Below are 21,988 nucleotides of genomic sequence, written 5' to 3'. Positions count from 1 at the left end.
ATGATGTCGACGCCCGGCCTCCTGTCCGCATTCCGCCGCAGCGCGCTCGTCCTTGCGCTGGTGACCGGCACGATGCCGGCTTTTGCCCAGGAATCGGCCAACCAGTCGGCCACCCGGATCGCCAGCAATCAAGCTGTCGGCGAGGTGGTGCTTATTCCGAGCCGGGTTATCTATCCCGGCGAGACCATCAACCTGGCTGCCCTGAAACAGGTCACCCTTATCGTCGGCAAGCACAAGCCAGAGGCGGTCGCCACACGGGTCGAGGAACTGGATGGCAAGGTCGCCAAGCGCACGTTGCTGCCCGGCCGCTACATTCCCTCCACCGCCATCCGCGAGGCCTGGCTGGTCGAACAGGGTGCTTCCGTGCAGATCTTCTTCATCGCCGGCGGGCTGACGATCTCGGCCACCGCCGTGACGCTGCAGCCGGGAGCCGCGGGCGACCTCGTCAAGGTTCGCAACATCGACAGCGGCAAAGTCCTGTCCGGCACGGTGATGGCGGATGGAACCATCCAGGTCAGCGCTTCATGATGCGCGGGCTTACCCTGATACTGGCAGCCGTGCTTGGCCTGCAGCCGGCGCTGGCCGACGGCCTGACGCCGAAGGCCAAGCGCGAGCTCGCCGCCAAGAATGGCGGCGTCTACAACGATCCCGAATATGATCCGGCCACCACCAGCCGCATGTTCCGGGTGTCGACCGGGCCGAGTTCGCTGCCGCCGGGCCAGGTCGCCTCGCGCATCAAGGACATCGCCCAGCTGCAGAGCTCGCGCGACAATCAGCTCGTCGGCTACGGCCTGGTGATCGGCCTTGCCGGATCGGGCGACAGCCTGCGCAACTCGCCATTCACCGAACAGTCTATCCGCGCGATGCTCGAAAACCTCGGCATCGCCACCGAAGGCGGCAGTGCACGCGCCAAGAATGTCGCCGCCGTCATCGTCACCGCCAACATGCCGCCCTACGTGCAGTCGGGCGCCCGCATCGACATCGACGTCTCCTCGATGGGCGACGCGACCTCGCTTTCCGGCGGCACGCTGATCATGACGCCGCTGAAGGCAGCGGACGGCGAGATCTATGCCGTCGGCCAGGGCTCGGTCATCGTGTCCGGCTTTACCGCCCAGGGACAGGCCGAGCAACTGACGCAAGGCGTGCCGACCTCCGGCCGCGTGCCGAACGGCGCCATCGTGGAGCGCGCTGTCCAGGCCGAGTTCGACGATCAGGCGATCCTGACGCTGCAACTGCGCAATCCCGATTTCTCGACCGCTATCCGCATCGCGGACGCCATCAACGATTACACCGGCCAGCGCTTCGGCATGCGGGTGGCGGCGGAGCGCGATTCGCGCACCGTGCAGATCAGAAGGCCGAAAGGTGTCTCGGCGGCGCGCTTCTATGCCGAAATCGAGAATTTGGTGGTCGAATCCGACACGCCGGCCCGTGTCGTCATCGACGAGCGCACCGGCACCATCGTCATCGGCAATGACGTCAAGATCTCGCGGGTCGCCATCAGCCACGGCACGCTCACCGTGCGCATCACCGAAGCGCCGCGCGTGGTCCAGCCCGAGCCCTTCTCCAAGGGCGAGACCGCCATCGAACCGTTCACCGCCATCGACGCCAGCCGGCCCGACGCCCGCGTTGCCGTGCTTGACGGACCCGATCTCCAAACCCTCGTTTCCGGCCTCAACCGCCTCGGGGTCAAGCCGGACGGCATCATCGCCATTTTGCAGGGCATCAAGTCGGCCGGGGCCCTGCAGGCCGACCTGGTTCTGCAATAGGCGATGCCGATGACGCGCTCCTTCCCACGCCATGACGGCAGACACCGCAAAGCCGCGATCCTGCTTGCGACCGCTATTCTCGCGGCGCTGCCCTTTGCCGGCGACACCGCACGCGGCGAGGAGACGGTCCGCCAGGTTCTGCCGGGAGCACCGGTGGCAGCGGCGCCGCAGCAATTGACACGGGAAAAGGCGCCGGACCAAAGCGAGATCGAGCGCTTCTGCTCAAACATCGCCGACGCCGCCCGCGACCGCCGCTATGTCCTGCAGGCGGAGGAGCTGAAGCAGCTCCAGGCCGGCATTGACGAGCGCATGAAAGCTCTCGATGCAAAGAAAGCTGAATACGAGACCTGGCTGAAGCGGCGCGAGGTTTTCCTGGCCCGGGCCGAGGACGGCGTCGTCCAGATCTACGCCGGCATGAAACCCGACGCCGCCGCCGAGCGGCTGGCCATCGTCAACGCCGATCTGGCTGCGGCCATATTGATGAAGCTCGATTCACGCAAGGCGAGCGTCATCCTCAACGAAATGGACCAGAAGGCGGCGGCGACGCTCACCGGCATTATGGCCAGCGCAGCCCGAAGGGTAGATCCGTCATGATCCGGAAAATGCTTGTCCTGTGCGCGGTCACCGTGCTGTCGGGTTGCGGAACCAACCTCAAGGAGGTCGGCAGGGAGCCGGCCCTGTCCCCGGTCGGCTCCGGCATCGATGGCGGCAGCACTGGCTCCCTCTATCGCTATCCGCAAACGCCGCCCGCGCCGGTCAAGAAATTCTCGTTGTGGGACGACCGCCAGAGCCGGCTGTTCACCGACCCGCGGGCGCTGTCCCAGGGCGACATCCTGACGGTCAAGATCAAGATCAACGATCGAGCCAACTTCAAGAACCAGAACGACAGGAGCCGCACCGCCAATCGCAAGCTCGGTTACGACCTCAGCGCGCAGTGGGACAAGTGGAGCACCGCCGGCAAGGGCGCTGGGGCTCTCAGCTCCACCACGGACACGACCGCCGACGGCGAGATCAAGCGCTCGGAGACGCTTGAGCTCAATGTCGCGGCGATCGTCACCGATGTGCTGCCCAACGGCAATCTGATGATCACCGGATCGCAGGAAGTGCGCGTCAACGCCGAGCTCAGGGTGCTGACGCTCGCCGGCATCGTGCGGCCGGCCGATATCGGCGCCGAAAACACCATCCCCTACGAACGCATCGCCGAGGCCCGCATCTCCTACGGCGGACGCGGTCGCATCACCGAGGTCCAGCAGCCTGCCTACGGCCAGCAGATTCTCGACCAGGTTCTTCCGTTCTAGGATCGGAGCAGGGCGCCGTGGCAAATATCGAACAGGTTCAGCCACGCAAGGGTCCCTCCCCTGCCATCCAGGCCGGCCTGCTGCTGCTTGTGACGGCGGCCGCCATTGGCATGGGCTGGATGTCCGGCGGTTATCTCAAAGGCGTTGGCGCACCGGCTTCGGTACCGGTCGCGCCTGAGAACGAAGGCAAGATCATGCAGCCCGCCGCGGCCGAGCAGCCAGGCCTGGGCCCGATGCTTGTCGTGCTGGCGCCGATCACCACCAACATCGCCTCGCCTGCCGGCACCTGGATCAGGATGGAGGTGTCCATCGTCTATGACGCGCCGCAGCCACAGGCAATGTCGGATGACATCCACCAGGACCTTCTGGCCCTGGTGCGCACGTTGAAGATGCATCAGATCGAGGGCGCCAGCGGCTACCAGCACCTGAAGGCCGACCTCGAAGACCGCGCCGCGATCCGCAGCCAGGGTCACGCCAAACAGGTACTCATCAGGACATTGCTGCTCGAATGAGAAAACTCCTTCTCGCCACGGCCATGATCGCCGCCGCCACCTCCATCGCGGCGGCCCAGCAACTCGATCTCGGCGGCATCGGCAAGGCTGACGGCACCACCGTCGGCTACATCATCCAGATGTTCGGCCTGCTGACCGTTCTGTCGGTGGCGCCAGGCCTGCTGATCATGGTGACCAGCTTCACCCGTTTCGTCATCGCCTTCTCGATCCTGCGCGCCGGCATCGGCCTGCAGTCGACACCGGCAAACCTCATCCTGATTTCGCTGTCGCTGTTCATGACCTTCTATGTCATGGCGCCGACCTTCGATCAGGCCTGGAACACCGGCGTCAAGCCGCTGATGGACAACCAGATCACCCAGACCGAAGCCTTCGACAAGATTTCGGACCCGTTCCGCACCTTCATGCTGCACAATGTGCGTGACAAAGATTTCGACCTCTTCGCCGACCTCGCCCGCGAGCGCGGCCAGACCGTTTCGCGTGACACCGTCGACCTGCGCATCCTGGTGCCGGCCTTCATGATCTCGGAGATCCGGCGCGGTTTCGAGATCGGCTTCCTGATCGTGCTGCCATTCCTGGTCATCGACCTGATCGTCGCCACGATCACCATGGCGATGGGCATGATGATGCTGCCGCCGACAGTGGTGTCGCTGCCGTTCAAGATCCTGTTCTTCGTCCTGATCGACGGCTGGAACCTGCTTGTCGGCAGCCTGGTGCGCTCCTTCAACTGATCCTGCCGCGCCGGCTCGAAATCCCAGCAATATATTTTCGATTAACCGTCCGGTTTAGCCCTTTGGTAGGGACTTGCCCGCATATTCGCTCGCAGATGGCGGGTGATCGATTTTGAGAGATCATGGGCATGATGCCGCACCGTCATACCGGTAGAGCCGGTATGTAAAAAATACCTGTAAAATCAAGGTACGAGTACCATGTCCAGCATCATGACGAACAGCGCCGCATTGACGGCCCTGCAGAGCCTCAACGCCACCAGCAAATCCCTCACCGACACCCAGGCCCGCATCTCGACCGGCTACAAGGTCTCGCAGGCTTCGGACAACGCCGCCTACTGGTCGATCGCCACCACGATGCGCTCCGACAACCAGGCAATGTCCACCGTTTCGGACGCTCTCGGCCTCGGCGCCTCCAAGGTCGACACAGCCTATACCGGCATGAGTAGCGCGATCGATACCATCAACCAGATCAAGACCAAGCTGGTCGCGTCCTACGGCCAGACGGACGCCTCCAAGGAAAAGACCCAGGTCGAAATCGCCGCCCTTCAGAACCAGTTGAAGGCCTACGCCGATGGCGCCACCTTCTCCGGCACCAACATGCTTTCGGTGTCCACTGCGACAGGCACCGCGGCCGACGTGAAGATTGTTTCGGCCTTCAACCGCGACGCGACCGGCGCGGCTTCGATCTCGACGATCGATGTCAATGTGGAAAGCATCAAGCTGTACGATGCCGGCGCGGCACCAACCGCCAAGGGTATTCTCGACACGGCTCGCCTCGGCACCACGGGCGCTGCTGTTGCCACGGCCTCGAACCCCACCCTGGGTGCTGCAGCAGCGGCAACCGACACCTATTCGGTTGCCTCGCTCACTATCTTTTCGGGTGGCACGGCTGCCAGCGATAGCCAGATCGCGCAGCAGATGAACGTCGTCGACGCCGCGCTCAAGGCCATGACCAACGCCGCCACCACGCTCGGCGCCGCCAAGAGCAGTATCGACCTGCAGAAGACCTTCACCTCGAACCTGATGGACTCCATCGATCGCGGTGTCGGCCAGCTCGTCGATGCGGACATGAACAAGGAATCGACCCGTCTGCAGGCCCTGCAGGTCCAGCAGCAGCTCGGCATCCAGGCGCTGTCGATCGCCAACGGTTCGTCGCAGTCGATCCTGTCGCTCTTCCGCGGCTAATCGCCTTCGCTCAACCACAGTTCGCACTAAAAATCGGGCCGCCCAAAAAGCGCGGCCCGATTTGCGTTTTGCTCCAGCCCCACGCAACCCTCGATGCTTAACTCTCAAAAGCCAGCTTTTAACAGGCTGTTAACCATGCCGCGCTAGTTATGGTTAACCAATAGCTTACGACAGTTGGCGAATCGGTCCGACCGGCACGATGCCACCCGTTGAACAGGCCCATCCGGCATGTCTGAGCATGTCGGCTTTTGAGAAGGAGCGACTTTCTTGGCGAGCATCATGACCAACGCTTCGGCGTTAACCGCACTTCAAAGCCTCAGCGCCACCAACAAGTCGCTTGAACAGACGCAGGCCCGCATATCGACCGGTTACCGGGTCTCGCAGGCCTCGGACAACGCCGCCTACTGGTCGATCGCCACCACGATGCGCTCCGACAACGCGGCCCTGTCGACCGTGCAGGATGCACTCGGCCTCGGCGCCTCGAAGGTCGACGCCGCTTACACCGGCATGAACAATGTGCTGACAACGATCGGGCAGATCAAGACCAAGGTGCTGTCCATGGTCGGTCAGACGGATGCCGCCAAGGCAAAAACCCAGACCGAGATCAAGGCGCTTCAGACGCAGATGAAGTCGTTTGCCGATGCGGCGACCTTCTCCGGCTCGAATTTCCTGGCGGTGACCTCCAAGCAGACTGCCGCCCCCAATGATGGCGTTCAGCCCGACTCGCAGATCGTGTCCTCATTCAATCGCTCCTCATCCGGCGCAGTGTCGATCGGAACGATCAACATCGATGTCGAGGGCACCAAGCTTTTCGACTACGGCCTCGCCGCCGAGGTCAAGAATTCCGGAACCCTCGATCGCAAAACCTCCATCTATTCCACGGGCGCCGCCCAGACCCTGTACGATAACGCCTATGCTGGCGTGATCGCGGGCGGAGGAACGGATATCGCCGCGAACACCGCCGGCCAGACGGCGGCGGGAGCGGTCGCCAAGGTCGACAATATTTCCGCCTATAACCTCGACATCACGGCCCCAGGGGTAACCGACGACATCATCACGCAGATGGTAACCAGGATGGACAAGGTCATGGCTCAACTGACCGACTCCGCCACCATCCTCGGCTCGGCCAAGAGCAGCATCGACCTGCAGAAGACCTTTACCCAGAGCTTGATGGACTCCATCGACCGCGGCGTCGGCCAGCTCGTCGATGCCGACATGAACAAGGAATCGACCCGCCTCCAGGCCCTGCAGGTGCAGCAGCAGCTCGGCATCCAGGCATTGTCGATCGCCAACGCCGCCTCGCAGTCGATCCTGTCACTGTTCAAGAGCTGATCACGGGCGCCCACCTTCCCATCAGATAATCGGGCCGCGCCGCAAGCGCGGCCCGATTTCATTTTCGCACAAGCTTCGAAGACTAGAGTTCCAGCGGACAATCATGCTGGGAGTCGTTGAACCGTGCCGGAACAGATCCAGAGCATCATCTCGAATCTCCGCGGGTTTGGCGTGAAGCGCCTCGCCATGCTGGCGGGCATCGCCATTCTGGTGATGGGCGTAATCGGCATCGCCTCGGTCTATCTCAACCGCCCCGCCTACGACACGCTCTATGTGGGACTAGACCGTGCCGACGTGAACCAGATCGGCCTGGTGCTGGGCGAAGCCGGTATCGGTTTCGATGTCGGCGCCGATGGGACCTCGGTTCTGGTGCCGGCCGGCACCACCGCTCAAGCCCGCATGCTGCTTGCCGAAAAGGGCCTGCCGACCAGCGCCAATGCCGGCTACGAATTGTTCGACAATGTCGGCTCGCTCGGCCTCACCTCCTTCATGCAGCAGATCACCCGCGTGCGCGCGCTTGAAGGCGAGATCGCCCGCACCATCCAGTCGATATCGGGCATCAAGGCTGCGCGGGTCCACATCGTCATGTCCGAACGCGCCAATTTTCGCCGCGACGAGCAGCAGCCCTCCGCTTCCGTGGTCATCCGCTACGCCGGCATCGACGCCGAGAAGAGCGCCATGTCGATCCGCCATCTCGTCGCCGCCGCCGTTCCCGGCCTGTCGGCCGACAAGGTGACCGTTCTCGATTCCAGCGGCAATCTGCTGGCCGCGGGCGACGACCCTTCCAACACCAGCGCCGCCCGCACGCTCGGCGTCGAGCAGACCGTCGAGGCGCAGATCGGAGACAACATCCGCCGTGCGCTGACGGCCTATCTCGGCCCCGACAATTTCCGCGCCAGCGTCAAGGCCGAGGTCAACACCGACACCCGCCAGACGGAAGAGACCATCTTCGATCCGAATTCCCGCGTCGAACGCTCGGTGCAGTCGGTGCGGGCCAACGAGAACAACAACCAGAAGCAGGCTTCCACTCCGGCCAGCGTCGAGCAGAACCTGCCCGAGACCCAGGCAACCGCCACCGATGGTCCGCAATCCTCCTCGCAGAACGACCGCAGGGAAGAGATCACCAACTACGAGATCAATTCCAAGAAGATCGCCACGGTCTCCAACGGTTACACCGTCACCAAGATGTCGATTGCCGTGGTTGTCAACCAGCAGCGGCTGACGGCCATCCTCGGCAAGGACGCCACGCCGGAGCAGATCGCCAAGCGCGTCGCCGAGATCCAGAAGATGGTCACGTCCGCCACCGGCCTGGACGAAAAGCGCGGCGACATCATCGACGTCTCGGCGGTCGAGTTCATCGACGGCCTGGATGGCGAGGCGATCCCGCAGGCGGGAATGCTCGATTCTATCGGCCAGCATGCCGGCACGATGATCAATGCCGGTGCCTTCATCGTCGTGGTGTTCCTGGTCGCCTTCTTCGGCCTGAGGCCGATGGCCGCGGCGCTGACGGCAAAGGCTACTCCGGCCCTGGCAGGTCCCAGCTTCGACGACGTCCAGCGCTCGCTGCCGACGCCGGAGGCAATGGCGGCCACCGACAGTGCCGCGATCGGGACCTTGCCAGGCACACGCCCAGGCCCCACGCCGCTCGACGATCTTCGCCAGAAGATCCGGCCGGCGCCGCAGGACAGGCTTGCCAGGATGGTCGATCTCAACGAGGAGCGCACCGCGCAGATCCTGCGCAAATGGGCTGCCCAGGAAGTGGCGGTGTAAACCATGCCCTCCGTAGCCCTCTTCGACCTTCTGCCCGATTTCGGGACGCGCGCGCAACGCGCCGGCCAGCCCCGGGCAGCAGTCGATCCCGACCACAAGCCCGAGACGCCGGCGCCACAAGCCGATATCGGCACGCTGATCGCCGAGGCGGTTGCCCAGGCGGAGGCAGCGCTGGAGGTCCGCCTGTCGGCTGCGCATGACGCCGCGCTCGAAGCCGAACGCCAGGCCAGTGCCGAGGAAGCAAGGATATTTCTCGAAAGCCTCGGCGACGATGTCGGCAAGGCTGTCTCGTTGCGCATCGATGCGATGGAGGCGCGCGTGACCGGACTTGTCGCCGCCACGGTCGCCCGCATCATCGGCGGCATCGTCAGCGACGATCTGCAGAAACGTTCGATCGATGCGTTGGCCGGCGCCGTTCGCGAAGCGGTTGGCGATGCCGAAGCGGTGCGCATCGTCGTGCGCGGCCCGCTCTCGATGTTCGAAACACTGAAGGCGTCGCTCGGACCCCGCGCCGCCAATCTCGATTTTGTCGAGGCGCCAGGCTTCGACCTGACCGTCGCCATCGACGAGGCGGTGTTCGAGACGCGCATGGCCGAATGGTCGACGACCCTCTCGGAGGTCCTGGCATGAGCGTCGCCGACGCCGATCACGGCCGCCACGAGATCATCATCGTGCGGCGCAGTCATGACGACCATGACGAAGCCCACCATGGCGGCGTCTGGAAGATCGCCTTCGCCGACTTCATGACGGCCATGATGTGCTTCTTCCTGGTCATGTGGCTGATCAACGCCGCCAACGAGCAGACCAAGGCAGCCGTCGCCAGCTACTTCAACCCGGTCAAGCTGGTCGACCGCAATTCGAGCCGCAAGGGCCTGGAGGATCTCGGCGACGGCCCGCGCGCCATGGGGCTGACGGCCGACGATCCGCAAGAGGCGACCAGCAAAGCCGGACAGAACGGCAATGCCGGCGCGGGCGCGTCGGACCGCAAGCAGGACAAGCAGGAGCCGCAGCAGGCGGAACGCACCGACGATCATCTCTTCGCCGACCCCTACGCGGTGCTTTCGGAAATCGCCGCGGATACCGGCGTCATGCAGAATGTCAGCCAGAAAGGCGACGGCGGCGTGCAGGCTGCCGGACCGGCTACCGGCGCCTCCGGTGGCGCCTCCTACCGCGATCCCTTCGAGCCGGATTTCTGGTCGCAGCAGGTCGCGGCGCCCGGCGCCGAGGCCAGCGCCGAGCGCACCAAGATCGAGGGCGATCCGGCCAAGCCCGGCGACAAGACCGCCGAAACGCAAGTGCTCAAAGTCAAAGCCGTGCCGCCTGTCGCGGCACCGCTCGAGCCGCTGGCTAAGGACGCGACCGGCAAGCAGGCCGCGAACCCTGCCACGGCAATGGCCGGCGAGACCAAACCGGACGGCACCACGGTCGCGGGCGGAGCGAAAGCCGCGACGCAAAACGCCACCAAGCCTGACGTCGGCGAGAAGGCGCCAACCGCGGCTGCCGTCAAGGCAGCGGCCGACGTCAAGCGGCAACTGGCCGATGCCTTCAAGCCCGGCGACAAGCTGCACGACGGCGTCTCGGTCGAAGCCACCGACAAGGGGGTCGTCATCTCGATCACCGACCAGCTCGACTTCGGCATGTTCGAGGTCGGCTCGGCATTGCCGAGACGCGAACTGGTGCTGGCGATGGAGAAGATCGGCCGCATCGTCAACAGCCAGAAGGGCACCATCAGCATCAACGGCCACACCGACGCCCGGCCGTTCCGCGGCGACAGCTACGACAATTGGCGCCTGTCGACGGCGCGCGCGCATTCCGCCTACTACATGCTCGTGCGCGGCGGCGTCGACGAACGCCGCATCACCGAGGTCGCCGGCTTCGCCGACCGCCAGCCGAAAATAGCAGCCGATCCATTGGCGGCCGCGAACCGCCGCATCGAGATCCTGATGGCGACCGGCGGATGAAGCGAGCGGCCGTCACCCGCCGGTTGATTGGCCTGTTGCTGCTGGCCGGCGGACACCCGTCGACCGGTTTCGCCCAGGATACGCTGCAGCCGTATCAGTTGGTGCGCTCGCTGCAACTCATCCAGGACCGCATAGCCGCCGGCGATCATGCCGCCCTGCCGATGCAAGCCAAGCTGCTGGAGATGGCAGATGCGCGCCTGCGGGCGGCGAATGCCGAGGACTACAAGGATCCCAAGAACTTTCGAGCTCTGCTTGTCTATGGCATGAGCGGCGGCAACCCGGTGACCGTCGAAGCGGCCACGTCGCGCGCTACGACGGACCCGCAAAGCCTTGCCATCGCCAAAGGCGTGATTGATTACCTCAACGGCCGGCCCGGCGAGGCTATCGAAGCCTTGAGGCCGATCGATCCCATGGCGCTGCCTCCGGATCTCGGCGCCTTCCTCGCCCTGGTCAAAGGCTCACTGCTTGCCGGCGATCAACCGGCGACCGCACTCCGTCTGCTCGACGAGGCAAGATTGCTCAGCCCCGGCACGCTGGTCGAGGAAGCGGCACTTCGCCGTTCGGTTGGCCTTGCAGTCGCGCAAGGCGACGCGGCACGCTTCGCCCTTGCTTCCACCCAATATGTCGAGCGCTATCTCTATTCGCCCTATGCCAGCCAGTTCGCCGACTCCTTCGTCTCCGGCGTCATCGCGCTGCACATGTCGATCAGCCAGGACAAGCTGGGCGACATCACCTCGATGATGGATCCCGAGCGCGAGAAGGTGATCTATCTGCGCATCGCCCGCCGGGCCGCGATAGACGGCCTGAACGACTTGTCGGCCTTCGCTTCGGCGCGGGCGGAACAGGGCCGCGACGGCAACACCAATCAGGACGATCCACGCGCCCTGCTCTATGCCAGCCTTTCCACCGTCACCTCGGGTACAATCGAGGACGTTCGCGCCAAGCTCGGCAAGATCGACCGCAGCCGGCTGTCGGAGGGCGACCGCGCTTTGCTCGACGCCGCGCAGGCCATTGCCGGCGAGGTCGTCGCGCCGCCCACCGCCCTTCCGGCGGAAAAGCCTGCCCCAGTTCCTGCCGCCGCGGCACAGCCGGTGCCCGAGATCGCCACGGCGCAAGGCGCCGATGACAGTGGCCTGCCACCGGTCGAAGGCGCCATCTCGGAGCAACCCGCCGTCACCGCGGCCTCCGGCGGACCAGCCGCCAATGCCCCGGACATGGCAGCAGCGGCATCCGCCGAGCCTGCGACTGTCATGCCGGCGTCGGCACTGTCGCCCGCAGCCGGTCCAGAGCCCGCCGATCCGACCGACGCCGCCATGACCAGAACACGTCGACAGCTCGACCTGATCGACCAGATGCTTGGAGCCGCCCCAAAATGACCACCAGCCTCGGCTCGGCCTTGCCAGGATTTGCCTCCACGCGCGCGACGTCGGAGCAGCCTGCCGCGAACGGCAGGAACGATGACGCCGGCTTCGGCAAGATGCTGCGCGACGATGCCCGCCCGGAACGGCAGCCGTCGACAGAGGCGGGATCGCGCGACCAGCGCTGGAGCAAGCTCGCTGCCGGCCTTGCCGGGCATGACGCCAAGGCCGAACCGGCAACGGCCGAGCCCGGAAGGACCATCTCGGCCAAAGTGGCAAACGTGAAAACCGGCAAGGACGATTTGGAAGAAAACGCGAAGGCCGACGCTGAAGATACGGCGCCGGATGCCGGGCCGCTTCAGGACGACCTGCCGCTGCTGATCGCGTTTCATGACCTGCGGCATTTCGCGACAACGGCCAAGGCAGCCGGGGGCAATACGGCCACCGGCGAGAATCCGTCGGACCCGGCGCTCGATGGGCAGGCTTCACTGCCAAAGACCTACCGGCCAAAAGCCGCGGGCGGACGCGAAGCACTCGAAACCATGTCGAAGCCGGAGCAGGCGTCGATCGTCGACGGACCTTTGACGGCGCTTGACGGTCAGTCGCCGAGCGCTGCCTCCAGCGCGCCAAAACGCGACGCCGCTGCGGCGGCCCAGAAGCTGTCGGACGCACCGGCCGCCGATGTGCCCGGCGTGCGGTCGAAGCACACCGCGAATGCGATGAAGAGCATCGAGGATGTCCAGTCCTCGATGCGTCCAGAAGCGGGAAAACAGTCCCTGTCCACTGCGCGCATCGACGTGGTGTCGGAACGGAGTTTCCCCGCACCGCCGCAAAGTCCCATCAGCCAGGCAGCCCTCAATGTGATCAACGCCATAGCCGCCGACGCCGGGCCGCAAAAGGCGCTTTCAGCCTCACCCACGACCACCCATCTGGCCAGCTCTGTTGCCGTTCCGACACATGTGTTGAAGATCGAACTCCACCCAGCCGAACTCGGCATGGTGACGGCCAATCTTCGCCTCTCCGGGGAACAACTTTCGATTGAGCTGAAGCCTGAAACGCACGACGCTTATCGTCGGCTGTCCGCCGACAGCGAGGCCATCGTCAAGTCACTGCGGGGGCTCGGCTTTGAGGTTGACAAGGTCACGATACTGCAACCTTCGGTAGCAGCTCCCGCTACAACCCGGACGGATGCAACCGCTCCTATGGCGGCGGCGACAGGCCGCGATCCAGCATCCTTTCAACCGGGGAATTCGGGCAGCGGCAATGGTGGAGCCGGCGGCCAGCAACCGGGCCAGCAATCCTCAGGGAAACGCAACGATGACGCGCAGGACTACGGCCGCGGCACTTCGCCTGCTCGCGAGCGCGCTGGCGGCGATATCTTTATCTAGCGCGGCAAACGCCGCCGCAGCCGCGGCCAACCCCTGCGAGCCGGAGATCCTGCGCGCCGCCGATCGTTATGGCGTGCCCGCCGGCATCCTCTATGCTGTTGGCCTGACGGAGACCGGAAACAAGGGCAGCCTTCAACCCAATGCCTTGAATATAGAAGGAAAAGCAGTCTTTCCGAGGAGCCGGACCGAGGCCCTTGCCGCCTTCGCCAATGCCCGGCGCGAGGGCAAGACCCTGATCGATCTGGGCTGCATGCAGATCAATCACCACTATCACGCATCGCATTTTCGCAGCGTCGAGGACATGCTCGACCCACGCCAGAACGTCGACTATGCGGCGCGCTTCCTGGCCAGCCTTCATGCCCGTCACGAGACCTGGTCGATGGCCGTTGCCCGCTATCATGCCGGTCCCGACAACGACCCGGCGCAGAAGATCTATGTCTGCCGCGTCATTGCCAACATGGTCGCCACCGGCTTTGGAAAATGGACCGCGAACGCCCGCGGCTTCTGCAACCCGTAAGCGCATTTCCCGTTACTAATAGACCAACCGTACAACCCGAATTGTTGGTTTGACTTGATCATACCTTGCCGCCGAAAGCACATCTGGCCGCCCGCTAATGCAACCGATACGATTCCAGACTCCCAAGAAACTAGCTACAAGAAATGACGGTTGTTCAGGATTCCCGCCAGCGGATACGCCTCTCTTCACGGGGCAAATGATTTGATTCGGAAGGCGGGGCCGATGATTGTGATCGTTGACGAGCGCGAGCTCGTAACAGAGGGATACAATTCACTTTTCGATCGTGAGGGCATCGCCTGTGCAGGCTTTGCGTCCGGCGAATTCGGTGAGTGGGTGAACTCGGCCGCGGACACCGATCTGCGCTCGGTCAGGGCCTTCCTCATCGGCGACTGCCGCGAGGGTTCCATCTCTCCGCGCCAGATCCGCGACCGCACCGGCGCCCCGGTGATTGCGCTCAGCGAACAGCATTCGCTGGAGAACACGCTGCGGTTGTTCGAGAGCGGCGTCGACGACGTCATTCGCAAGCCCGTCCATATCCGCGAGATCCTGGCCCGCATCACCGCCATCCGCCGCCGCGCCCAGGAAGACGTCGCCTATACTGAGATCGGCGCCATGCGCATCTTCATGGACGGCCGCGACCCCGAGATCGACGGTCAGCCCCTCCCCCTGCCGCGCCGTGAACGCCGCATCCTCGAATATCTGGCGAGCAATCGCGGGCGCCGCGTCACCAAGACCCAGGTTTTCAACGCCATCTACGGCATCTTCGACGAAGAGGTCGAAGAGAACGTGGTGGAAAGCCACATCAGCAAACTGCGCAAGAAGCTGCGCGAGAAGCTGGGCACCGACCCGATCGATTCCAAGCGTTTCCTCGGCTACCGGCTCGTCTTCTGATGCAGCGCCGCGCCAGCCTCGCGCAAGAAAACATGCGTAGCCTCGTAGCCAGCAGCATGGACACAGCGGAGACGTTTCGATGAGCCTCTACGGAATGATGCGGACCGGCGTTTCCGGCATGAACGCCCAGGCAAACCGCCTATCGACGGTCGCCGACAACATCGCCAATTCCGACACCACCGGCTACAAGCGCTCCTCCGCCGAATTCTCGACGCTGGTCATGCCGTCGACCGGCGGTGCCTACAATTCCGGCGGCGTCACCACGACGATCCGCCAGGCGGTCAGCGATCCGGGTGTGCTTCAATACACGACCTCGGTTTCCGACCTTGCCGTCAGCGGCGATGGCTTCTTTGTCGTTCAGGATCCGAGCGGCACCCCCTACCTGACCCGGGCCGGCGCTTTCGTTCCCGACGGTCAAGGCAGACTGGTCAACTCGGCCGGCTTCCAGCTGATGGCGTACAGCTACGACAACGGCGTACCGGCAGCGACGGTCAATGGCTTCGAGGGGTTGGTCCCGGTTGTCATCTCAGACCAGGGAATGACTGCAACACCGAGCACTGAGGGCAGCTATGCCGGCAACCTGCCGGCCGGCGCGACCCCGATCGCCGCCGGCAATCTGCCCACCACCAATGCTGTCGGCGCGCAGTACACCTCAAAATCCTCCATGGTTGCCTACGACAATCTCGGCAACAAGAAGCTGCTCGACGTCTATTTCACCAACACCGGCGCCGGCACCTGGCAGGTCTCGGTCTTCGATCAGTCTCAGGCCACGGCCGGGACAGCATTCCCCTATACCGGCGGCGCGCTGGGCTCGGCCAACCTGACGTTCGACGCCACCACTGGCAAGCTCACCGGCGCCGTTGACAGCGTCTCCCTCACCGTGCCCAACGGCGCCGCCTTTTCGCTCGATCTGTCTGCGCTGACCCAGCTTGGCGCCGGCTTCACGGTTTCCGACGCCCAGGTCAACGGCAACGCGCCGAGCACCATCGACAAGGTTCAGATCAGCAAGGACGGCACCATCTACGCGCAGTACAAGGACGGCTCCACCAAGCCGCTCTACAAGATCCCGCTGGCTGACGTACAGAGCCCGGATCAGCTCACCGCGCTGCCTGGCAACGTCTATTCGCAGGGCACCGAGTCCGGCGCGGTTCGTGTCGGCTTTGCCAATGAAGGCAAGCTCGGCTCCATCATCTCCGGCGCGCTCGAGAATTCCAACGTCGACATCGCCGAAGAGCTGACCAACATGATCGCGGCGCAGCGCAGCTACACCGCCAATTCGAAAGTCTTCCAGACCGGTTCCGATCTGATGGACGTCCTTGTCAACCTGAAGAGATAAGACGGGCGTCGCCCGCGAAAGACCCGCATGTCACTGTCTACCGCATTGAGTATCGCCCAGTCGGCGCTTATGAACACCGCGCGACAGACCAGCGTTGTCTCGCGCAACGTGGCCGACGCCTCCAACCCGGACTATTCACGGCGTCAGGCCGTCGTCACCAGCACGGCGCCGGGCGCGCGTTCGGTCGATATCCAGCGCGCAGCCAACGAGCTTTTGTTTCGCCAGAATCTCGGCGCGCTGTCGGCCTGGAGCGGGCAGAACGCGCTCTACAGCGGCATGGATCAGCTGGGCGTTGCGGTCAATGGCGTCGACAATGCGTCCTCGCCCTCGACCGCGATCGCCAACCTGCAGCAGGCGCTGCAGCTCTACGCCACCTCGCCGTCGAACCAGAACCTCGGCGCCTCGGTCATCGACGCCGCCAAGCAGGTCGTGCGCTCGCTCAATGAGGGCTCCAAGGCAGTCCAGGATTTCCGCACCCAGACCGACGGCCAGATCGCCACGGCCGTCGATGACCTGAACTCGCTGCTCGGCCAATTCCAGGATGCCAACACGGCCGTCATGTCCGGAACCCGTTCCGGCACCGACGTTTCCGATGCGCTCGACCAGCGCGACGCGCTTTTGAAGAAGATTTCGAACTATGTCCCGGTGTCGACCTTCACGCGAGGCGACAATGACATGGTCATCACCACCGGTGACGGCACGACTTTGTTCGAGACGATACCGCGCACGGTCACCTTCGCGGCGTCGGCAGGCTATACCGCGGGTGCCGCCGGCAATGCCGTTTACATCGACAACGTGCCGATCTCGGCGGGAGCCGGCGGCAACACCAGCGCCAGCGGCACGCTTGCCGGCCTGCTGCAATTGCGCGACGGCGTCGCCTCGACCATGCAGAGCCAGCTCGATGAGACCGCGCGTGGCCTGATCACCGCTTTTGCCGAGACCGCACCCTCGATGGCCAATGCCGCCGGCCTGTTCACCTGGTCGGGAGCGCCGGCCGTGCCGGCCGCCGGCACGCTGGTCACCGGCCTTGCCGCGTCCATCAGCGTCAATGCAGCGATGGACCCGAGCACCGGCGGCAACCCGACGCTGCTGCGCGACGGCGGCGCCAATGGTGCTGCCTATGTCGCCAACACGGGCGGCGGCGCGTCCTATTCCACCCTTCTGGTTGCCTATGGTGACCGGCTCGACCAGCCGATGACTTTCGACCCCGCCGCCGGCGTTTCGGCAACCTCCAGCGTATCCGACTACGCCGCCAGTTCGATCGGTTGGTTCGAGAGCGTGCGCCAGCAGGCTTCGACCGCCTCCGACGCCAAGGAAGCACTGGCATCGCGCAGCGCCGAGGCGCTGTCCAACGCGACCGGGGTCAATGTCGACCAGGAAATGTCGCTGCTGCTCGACCTCGAACACACCTACCAGGCATCAGCCCGGATGATGAAAACCGTCGACGACATGTTGACGGCCTTGCTCAACGCGGTGGGATAATTCCATGACTTCAGTCTCCTCGGCCGCAATCTCCAATGCCATGCGCTCCCAGCAGATGCGCATGCAGGCCGAACTCGTCAAAGCCACCAAAGAATCCTCGACGGGCCGGGTCGCCGACGTCGGCCTGGCTCTCGGTGGGCGCACCACCCAGGCCGTCACCTTCCAGCGCGATCTTGACCGGCTCAACGTCATCATCGATTCCAACGGCCTTGTCGGCGCCCGGCTTTCCTCGACGCAGACCTCGCTTGGACAGCTCTCCACCGCCGCGCAGACCTTTCTGTCCGCCCTGACCACCGCTTCCTCGAGCGACTCGTCCAACAGCCTCACCCGGGACTCCGGCAAGGCGACCATCCAGCAGCTGACCTCGATCCTCAACACCAGCGTCAATGGTGAATATCTGTTTGCCGGCACCAACACAGACGTCAAGCCGATCAACGATTTCACCGCTGCCGGCTCTCCTGCCAAGGCTGCATTCGATACCGCTTTCCTCACCAATTTCGGTTTCACCCAGGACGACCCGGCAGCGGCCAACATCACGGCTGCCCAGATGGACGATTTCATCACCAATGATGTCGCGCCGCAGTTCACGGGTGCGGGTTGGCAAGGCAACTGGTCGAACGCCACCGACCAGCAGATCGTCAGCCGCATCGCACTCAACGAAACCACACCGACTTCGACCAGCGCCAACAGCGATGGCATTCAAAAACTCGCCATGGCGGCAGCCATGGTCAGCAGCCTGATGTCCAGCAACATCAGCCAGGCGGCGAAGAATACGGTTGTCAGCCGCTCCACCACATTGGTTGGCGAAGCGCTGAGCGGCATTGGTCAGCTTCAATCCGAGACCGGCATCGTCCAGAAGCGGGTTTCCGATGCCAACGATCGGATGAAAACGCAGGTCGACCTTTTCGAACGGCACATTCTCGATCTGGAAGCCGTCGATCCGGCGGCAGCCGCGACACGGGTCGCGGACCTGACACAGCACATCGAAACGTCTTTCGCGTTGACCGCACGCCTGCAGCAGCTCAGCCTGTTGAATTACCTGACCTGACAACGCTTAACGGAACGGTAGAGCCCCAACGATGTACCAATTCTCCTACGCCGACATCCAGAGCAACTCCGTTGCCGACGCGAAGGACCGCGAGCGGGAGCTTCTGACCCGCTCGATCGACATGCTGGCGGCGGCAGCAGCGGCCGGCCACGATTCGATGGAGGCGATCGAGGCGCTTCACTTCACCAACCGCGTCTGGACCGCCTTCGTCGAGGATCTTGGCTCCAGCGACAACGCCCTGCCCAAGGAGCTGCGCGCCAATCTCATTTCCATCGGCCTGTGGCTGCTGCGCGAGGCGGAGGACATCCGGCAGGGCCGCACCAACAATTTCGAAGGGTTGATCGAGGTGTCCCAGATCATCAGGGACGGCATTCAATGACCAACACGCTGAAGATATCGCTGAAGCCGAACGAAAAGATCTACATCAACGGCGCCGTCATCCGGGTCGACCGCAAGGTCACCGTCGAATTGATGAACGACGTCCAGTTCCTGCTCGAAAGCCACGTGATTCAGGCTGACGATGCCTCGACGCCGCTCAAGCAGCTCTATTTCATCCTGCAGGTCATGCTGATGAACCCGGCGGGCGCCGCCGCCGCGCGCGACATGTTCCGCCGTTCGCTGCCGCTGCTTCTGGCAAGCTTCGAGGACACCCAGATCTGCAGCGCGCTGAAACAGATCGACCGCATGGTCGGCGAGGATCATATCTACGAGGCGCTGAAGGCGATCCGCGCGCTTTATCCGCTCGAACGCCGCGCGCTGGGTGGTAATGACGATATTTCGGGTGCCGAGCGCCCGCTGGCCGTGGGAGCACGATACTGATGAACGTGGACATGACGACGACGATTCCGACCGGCGCCAATCAGGCCACGGCGTCGACCTCGAAGACAGCGGTCGACTACCAGTCGTTCCTGAAGCTTCTGATCGCCGAGATGAAGAACCAGGATCCAACCAAGCCGATGGATTCGACGCAATATGTCGCCCAGCTCGCCACCTTCTCTCAGGTCGAGCAATCGGTGCAGACCAACACCAAGCTCAATCAGATCATGCAGTCCTCGGCGCTGTCGCAGGCCGACGCACTGATCGGGCGCTCGATAACCTCCGCCGACGGCCTGACGACGGGCACCGTGGCTTCGGTGCGCCTCGCCAGCAACGGTCTCATCGCCGTGCTGCAGAACGGCACCGAAGTCGCGGTCGGTCCGGGAGTTTCGGTCAAGGCAGCAAGCTGACGCTTTCGGCAGAGAGCCAGTCCCATGAATGAGGCCGACGCTCTCGACATCGTCCAGTATGCGGTGTGGACGGTGCTCGTCGCGTCGGCTCCGGTGGTGCTGGTCGCCATGGTGGTCGGCATCGGCATCGCCCTCATCCAGGCGCTGACGCAGGTGCAGGAGATCACCTTGACCTTTGTGCCGAAAATCGTCGCCATCATGCTGGTGGTGGCGCTGACCGGCCCCTTCATCGGCAGCCAGATATCGGCCTTCACCAACGTCATCTTCGAGCGCATCCAGAACGGATTCTGAACCTGTTCCAGGATGGTGTGCCGCGGCATGCCGTTCGCAATTGTCTGAAGACAGAGCCGCCGATCCCCGCGGCACCTCCGGACTCACGGCGGACAAGGCCTGGACCGCCTCTATCCCATTGTTGGACCATGAGCTTTTTTGCCCTTTGCGGCGCCATGCCCTACTTTCGGCAAACGGTCTGCGCAAACGGATTGTCTGACGAGCAGGCACGACATGGCAGGAACCCCAAATGATTGACGAAAAGCCGGACAGCGAGAGCGTCTCGGCGCTGGCGCCCTTCCGTCACGGCATTTTCCGCGCCGTATGGGGCGCAAGTCTCGTCTCGAATTTCGGTGGCCTGATCCAGGGTGTCGGCGCCGCCTGGATGATGACCACGATCGCCACCTCGCCCTATCAGGTGGCCCTGGTCCAGGCTTCGACCACCTTGCCGATCATGCTGTTTGCACTCGTAGCCGGCGCCATCGCCGACAGTTTCGACCGGCGCAAGGTGATGCTGGTCGCCCAGACCTTCATGCTGGTGGTGTCGGTGCTCCTGACCGTGTTCACTTATTCCGGCCTGATCACGCCATGGACGCTGCTTGCCTTCACCTTCCTGATCGACAGCGGCACCGCGCTCAACAGCCCGTCATGGCAAGCCTCCGTCGGCGATATCGTACCCCGCAACAAGGTGCCGGCGGCCGTCGCCCTCAATTCGATGGGCTTTAACCTGACGCGCAGCGTCGGTCCGGCGATCGGCGGCATCATTGTCGCCGCGGCCGGTGCGGCGGCCGCCTTCGCGGCGAACGCGGTGAGCTATATCGGCCTGATCGTCGTGCTGGCGCGCTGGAAGCCGGACGTGCCCATGTCGACCTTGCCGCGCGAGTCGCTGGGGGCCGCCATGGGCGCCGGCCTGCGCTATGTCGCCATGTCGCCCAACATCGGCAAGGTGCTGGTCAGGGGAGCTGCGTTCGGCTTCAGTGCAGGCGCTGTGCTTGCGTTGCTGCCTCTGGTGGCGCGCGATGTCGTCAAGGGCGATGCGCTGACCTATGGCATCATGCTCGGCGCCTTCGGCATCGGCGCGGTCGGCGGCGCCTTGATCAGCGTCAGGCTGCGGCAGCTGCTCTCCAGCGAGACGATGGTGCGCTGTGCCTTCGCCGGCTTCGCCGTCTGCGCCTTCAATGCCGCCGTCAGCCAGCATGCCTGGCAGACGTCGCTCGGCCTGCTTGTCGGCGGCGCCTGCTGGGTGATCGCGCTTTCGCATTTCAACGTCACGGTGCAGATGGCGACGCCGCGCTGGGTGGTCGGCCGGGTGCTGTCGGTCTACCAGACCGCGACTTTCGGCGGCATCGCGCTCGGCAGCTGGATCTGGGGTGTCGTCGCCGATGCGCACGGCGCTGAAACCGCGCTGATCGCAGCCAGCGTCGCCATGCTGGCCGGCGGCGCCATCGGCCTTTTGCTCCCGCTGCCGCAACAGCAGGTGCTCAACCTCGACCCGCTCAATCGCTTCAAGGAACCGCACCTTGCGCTTGACCTGAAGCCGCGCAGTGGTCCCATCGCCATCATGATCGAGTATGTGATCCGGCACGAGGACGAACCGGAGTTCCTCGCCATCATGGCCGAACGCGGCCGCATCCGCCGTCGTGACGGCGCCCGCAACTGGACGCTGGCACGCGATCTCGAGAATCCCACCGTATGGATCGAGCATTATCACACGCCGACCTGGATCGAATATATCAGGCACAATGGACGCATCACCCATGCTGATGCCGTCATCGGCGAACGCGTGCGGCCCTGCACAGCGGCGACGAACCGCCGCGCGTGCGACGCATGATCGAACGCCCGACCACTGCGGGCACAGCGCTTGTGATGGCCAAGGGACCTATCGAGCATTAGGGCTCCGCAACCGCGCCCCCTGTCGCA

At 64.1% G+C, this 21,988-nt stretch carries 22 protein-coding genes and 1 pseudogene; all 23 read left to right on the top strand.

Translation table 11 applies throughout. From position 1 onward, the window contains the following. The 23 genes and pseudogenes from flgA (at position 1) to NKJ37_RS22625 (ending at position 21,961) form a co-directional block, all read left to right on the top strand. Positions 1–528, top strand: a complete 528-nt coding sequence (flgA, locus tag NKJ37_RS22735; protein ID WP_031212802.1) for a flagellar basal body P-ring formation chaperone FlgA — start codon at positions 1–3, stop codon at positions 526–528. After that, the gene (locus NKJ37_RS22730; protein WP_023810004.1) at positions 525–1,766 is read left to right on the top strand and encodes a flagellar basal body P-ring protein FlgI; all 1,242 of its coding nucleotides are present in this window, start codon (positions 525–527) and stop codon (positions 1,764–1,766) included. The genes flgA and NKJ37_RS22730 overlap by 4 nt, the downstream gene beginning before the upstream one ends. 9 nt (positions 1,767–1,775) lie before the next feature. Next, positions 1,776–2,360 (top strand): MotE family protein, encoded by a 585-nt coding sequence (locus NKJ37_RS22725; protein WP_027038251.1) that lies wholly within the window; start codon positions 1,776–1,778, stop codon positions 2,358–2,360. After that, positions 2,357–3,064 carry a flagellar basal body L-ring protein FlgH gene (flgH, locus tag NKJ37_RS22720; protein WP_127290408.1) on the top strand — a complete coding sequence of 236 codons (708 nt, stop codon included), beginning with the start codon at positions 2,357–2,359 and terminating at the stop codon, positions 3,062–3,064. Before NKJ37_RS22725 ends, flgH begins: the two co-directional genes overlap by 4 nt. Positions 3,065–3,081: 17 nt before the next feature. After that, positions 3,082–3,576 carry a flagellar basal body-associated FliL family protein gene (locus NKJ37_RS22715; RefSeq protein WP_352733656.1) on the top strand — a complete coding sequence of 165 codons (495 nt, stop codon included), beginning with the start codon at positions 3,082–3,084 and terminating at the stop codon, positions 3,574–3,576. Beyond that, positions 3,573–4,304 carry a flagellar type III secretion system pore protein FliP gene (fliP, locus tag NKJ37_RS22710; RefSeq protein WP_128304917.1) on the top strand — a complete coding sequence of 244 codons (732 nt, stop codon included), beginning with the start codon at positions 3,573–3,575 and terminating at the stop codon, positions 4,302–4,304. Before NKJ37_RS22715 ends, fliP begins: the two co-directional genes overlap by 4 nt. A gap of 198 nt (positions 4,305–4,502) precedes the next feature. Beyond that, a complete protein-coding gene (locus tag NKJ37_RS22705) occupies positions 4,503–5,489 on the top strand; it encodes a flagellin N-terminal helical domain-containing protein (RefSeq protein WP_023810008.1) in 987 nt (328 codons plus the stop codon). A 267-nt stretch (positions 5,490–5,756) separates the two neighbouring features. Beyond that, entirely contained in the window at positions 5,757–6,821 is a 1,065-nt protein-coding gene (locus NKJ37_RS22700; protein WP_127290416.1) for a flagellin N-terminal helical domain-containing protein, read from the top strand. Positions 6,822–6,944: 123 nt separating this feature from the next. Then, complete coding sequence (gene fliF / locus NKJ37_RS22695) at positions 6,945–8,591, top strand: flagellar basal-body MS-ring/collar protein FliF (RefSeq protein ID WP_352775076.1); 1,647 nt, start codon at positions 6,945–6,947, stop codon at positions 8,589–8,591. 3 nt (positions 8,592–8,594) lie between these two features. Next, on the top strand, positions 8,595–9,221 hold the full coding sequence (locus NKJ37_RS22690; protein ID WP_023810011.1) for a hypothetical protein: 627 nt from the start codon (positions 8,595–8,597) through the stop codon (positions 9,219–9,221). After that, positions 9,218–10,552 carry a MotB family protein gene (locus tag NKJ37_RS22685; RefSeq protein WP_023810012.1) on the top strand — a complete coding sequence of 445 codons (1,335 nt, stop codon included), beginning with the start codon at positions 9,218–9,220 and terminating at the stop codon, positions 10,550–10,552. The genes NKJ37_RS22690 and NKJ37_RS22685 overlap by 4 nt, the downstream gene beginning before the upstream one ends. Next, positions 10,549–11,928 (top strand): MotC family chemotaxis protein, encoded by a 1,380-nt coding sequence (locus NKJ37_RS22680; protein WP_352441897.1) that lies wholly within the window; start codon positions 10,549–10,551, stop codon positions 11,926–11,928. Before NKJ37_RS22685 ends, NKJ37_RS22680 begins: the two co-directional genes overlap by 4 nt. A 263-nt stretch (positions 11,929–12,191) precedes the next feature. After that, positions 12,192–13,298, top strand: coding sequence for a flagellar hook-length control protein FliK (gene fliK / locus NKJ37_RS22675; RefSeq protein ID WP_352775073.1), 1,107 nt, complete (start codon positions 12,192–12,194; stop codon positions 13,296–13,298). After that, complete coding sequence (locus NKJ37_RS22670) at positions 13,228–13,815, top strand: transglycosylase SLT domain-containing protein (RefSeq protein ID WP_050592657.1); 588 nt, start codon at positions 13,228–13,230, stop codon at positions 13,813–13,815. The genes fliK and NKJ37_RS22670 overlap by 71 nt, the downstream gene beginning before the upstream one ends. Before the next feature lie 222 nt (positions 13,816–14,037). Continuing rightward, positions 14,038–14,706 (top strand): response regulator transcription factor, encoded by a 669-nt coding sequence (locus NKJ37_RS22665; RefSeq protein WP_013529780.1) that lies wholly within the window; start codon positions 14,038–14,040, stop codon positions 14,704–14,706. Positions 14,707–14,785: 79 nt separating this feature from the next. Continuing rightward, complete coding sequence (locus NKJ37_RS22660; protein ID WP_256745508.1) at positions 14,786–16,042, top strand: flagellar hook protein FlgE; 1,257 nt, start codon at positions 14,786–14,788, stop codon at positions 16,040–16,042. 27 nt (positions 16,043–16,069) lie between these two features. Beyond that, positions 16,070–17,524 carry a flagellar hook-associated protein FlgK gene (gene flgK / locus NKJ37_RS22655; protein ID WP_352441894.1) on the top strand — a complete coding sequence of 485 codons (1,455 nt, stop codon included), beginning with the start codon at positions 16,070–16,072 and terminating at the stop codon, positions 17,522–17,524. 4 nt (positions 17,525–17,528) lie between these two features. Further along, a complete protein-coding gene (locus tag NKJ37_RS22650; RefSeq protein WP_352775069.1) occupies positions 17,529–18,572 on the top strand; it encodes a flagellar hook-associated family protein in 1,044 nt (347 codons plus the stop codon). A 31-nt stretch (positions 18,573–18,603) separates the two neighbouring features. After that, a complete protein-coding gene (gene flaF / locus NKJ37_RS22645) occupies positions 18,604–18,951 on the top strand; it encodes a flagellar biosynthesis regulator FlaF (RefSeq protein ID WP_023810018.1) in 348 nt (115 codons plus the stop codon). Next, positions 18,948–19,391 carry a flagellar biosynthesis repressor FlbT gene (gene flbT / locus NKJ37_RS22640; protein WP_352775067.1) on the top strand — a complete coding sequence of 148 codons (444 nt, stop codon included), beginning with the start codon at positions 18,948–18,950 and terminating at the stop codon, positions 19,389–19,391. The genes flaF and flbT overlap by 4 nt, the downstream gene beginning before the upstream one ends. Beyond that, positions 19,391–19,798, top strand: a complete 408-nt coding sequence (flgD, locus tag NKJ37_RS22635; protein ID WP_013529774.1) for a flagellar hook assembly protein FlgD — start codon at positions 19,391–19,393, stop codon at positions 19,796–19,798. The genes flbT and flgD overlap by 1 nt, the downstream gene beginning before the upstream one ends. 24 nt (positions 19,799–19,822) lie before the next feature. Continuing rightward, positions 19,823–20,089, top strand: coding sequence for a flagellar biosynthesis protein FliQ (fliQ, locus tag NKJ37_RS22630; RefSeq protein ID WP_013529773.1), 267 nt, complete (start codon positions 19,823–19,825; stop codon positions 20,087–20,089). A 229-nt stretch (positions 20,090–20,318) separates the two neighbouring features. Then, positions 20,319–21,961 (top strand): annotated as a pseudogene (locus NKJ37_RS22625) (MFS transporter). Positions 21,962–21,988 lie beyond the last annotated feature (27 nt).

Origin of the sequence: Mesorhizobium sp. M0140 (genome assembly GCF_040322475.1) — a bacterium.
GTDB lineage: Bacteria > Pseudomonadota > Alphaproteobacteria > Rhizobiales > Rhizobiaceae > Mesorhizobium.
This window is presented reverse-complemented; position numbering and strand designations above follow the sequence as displayed.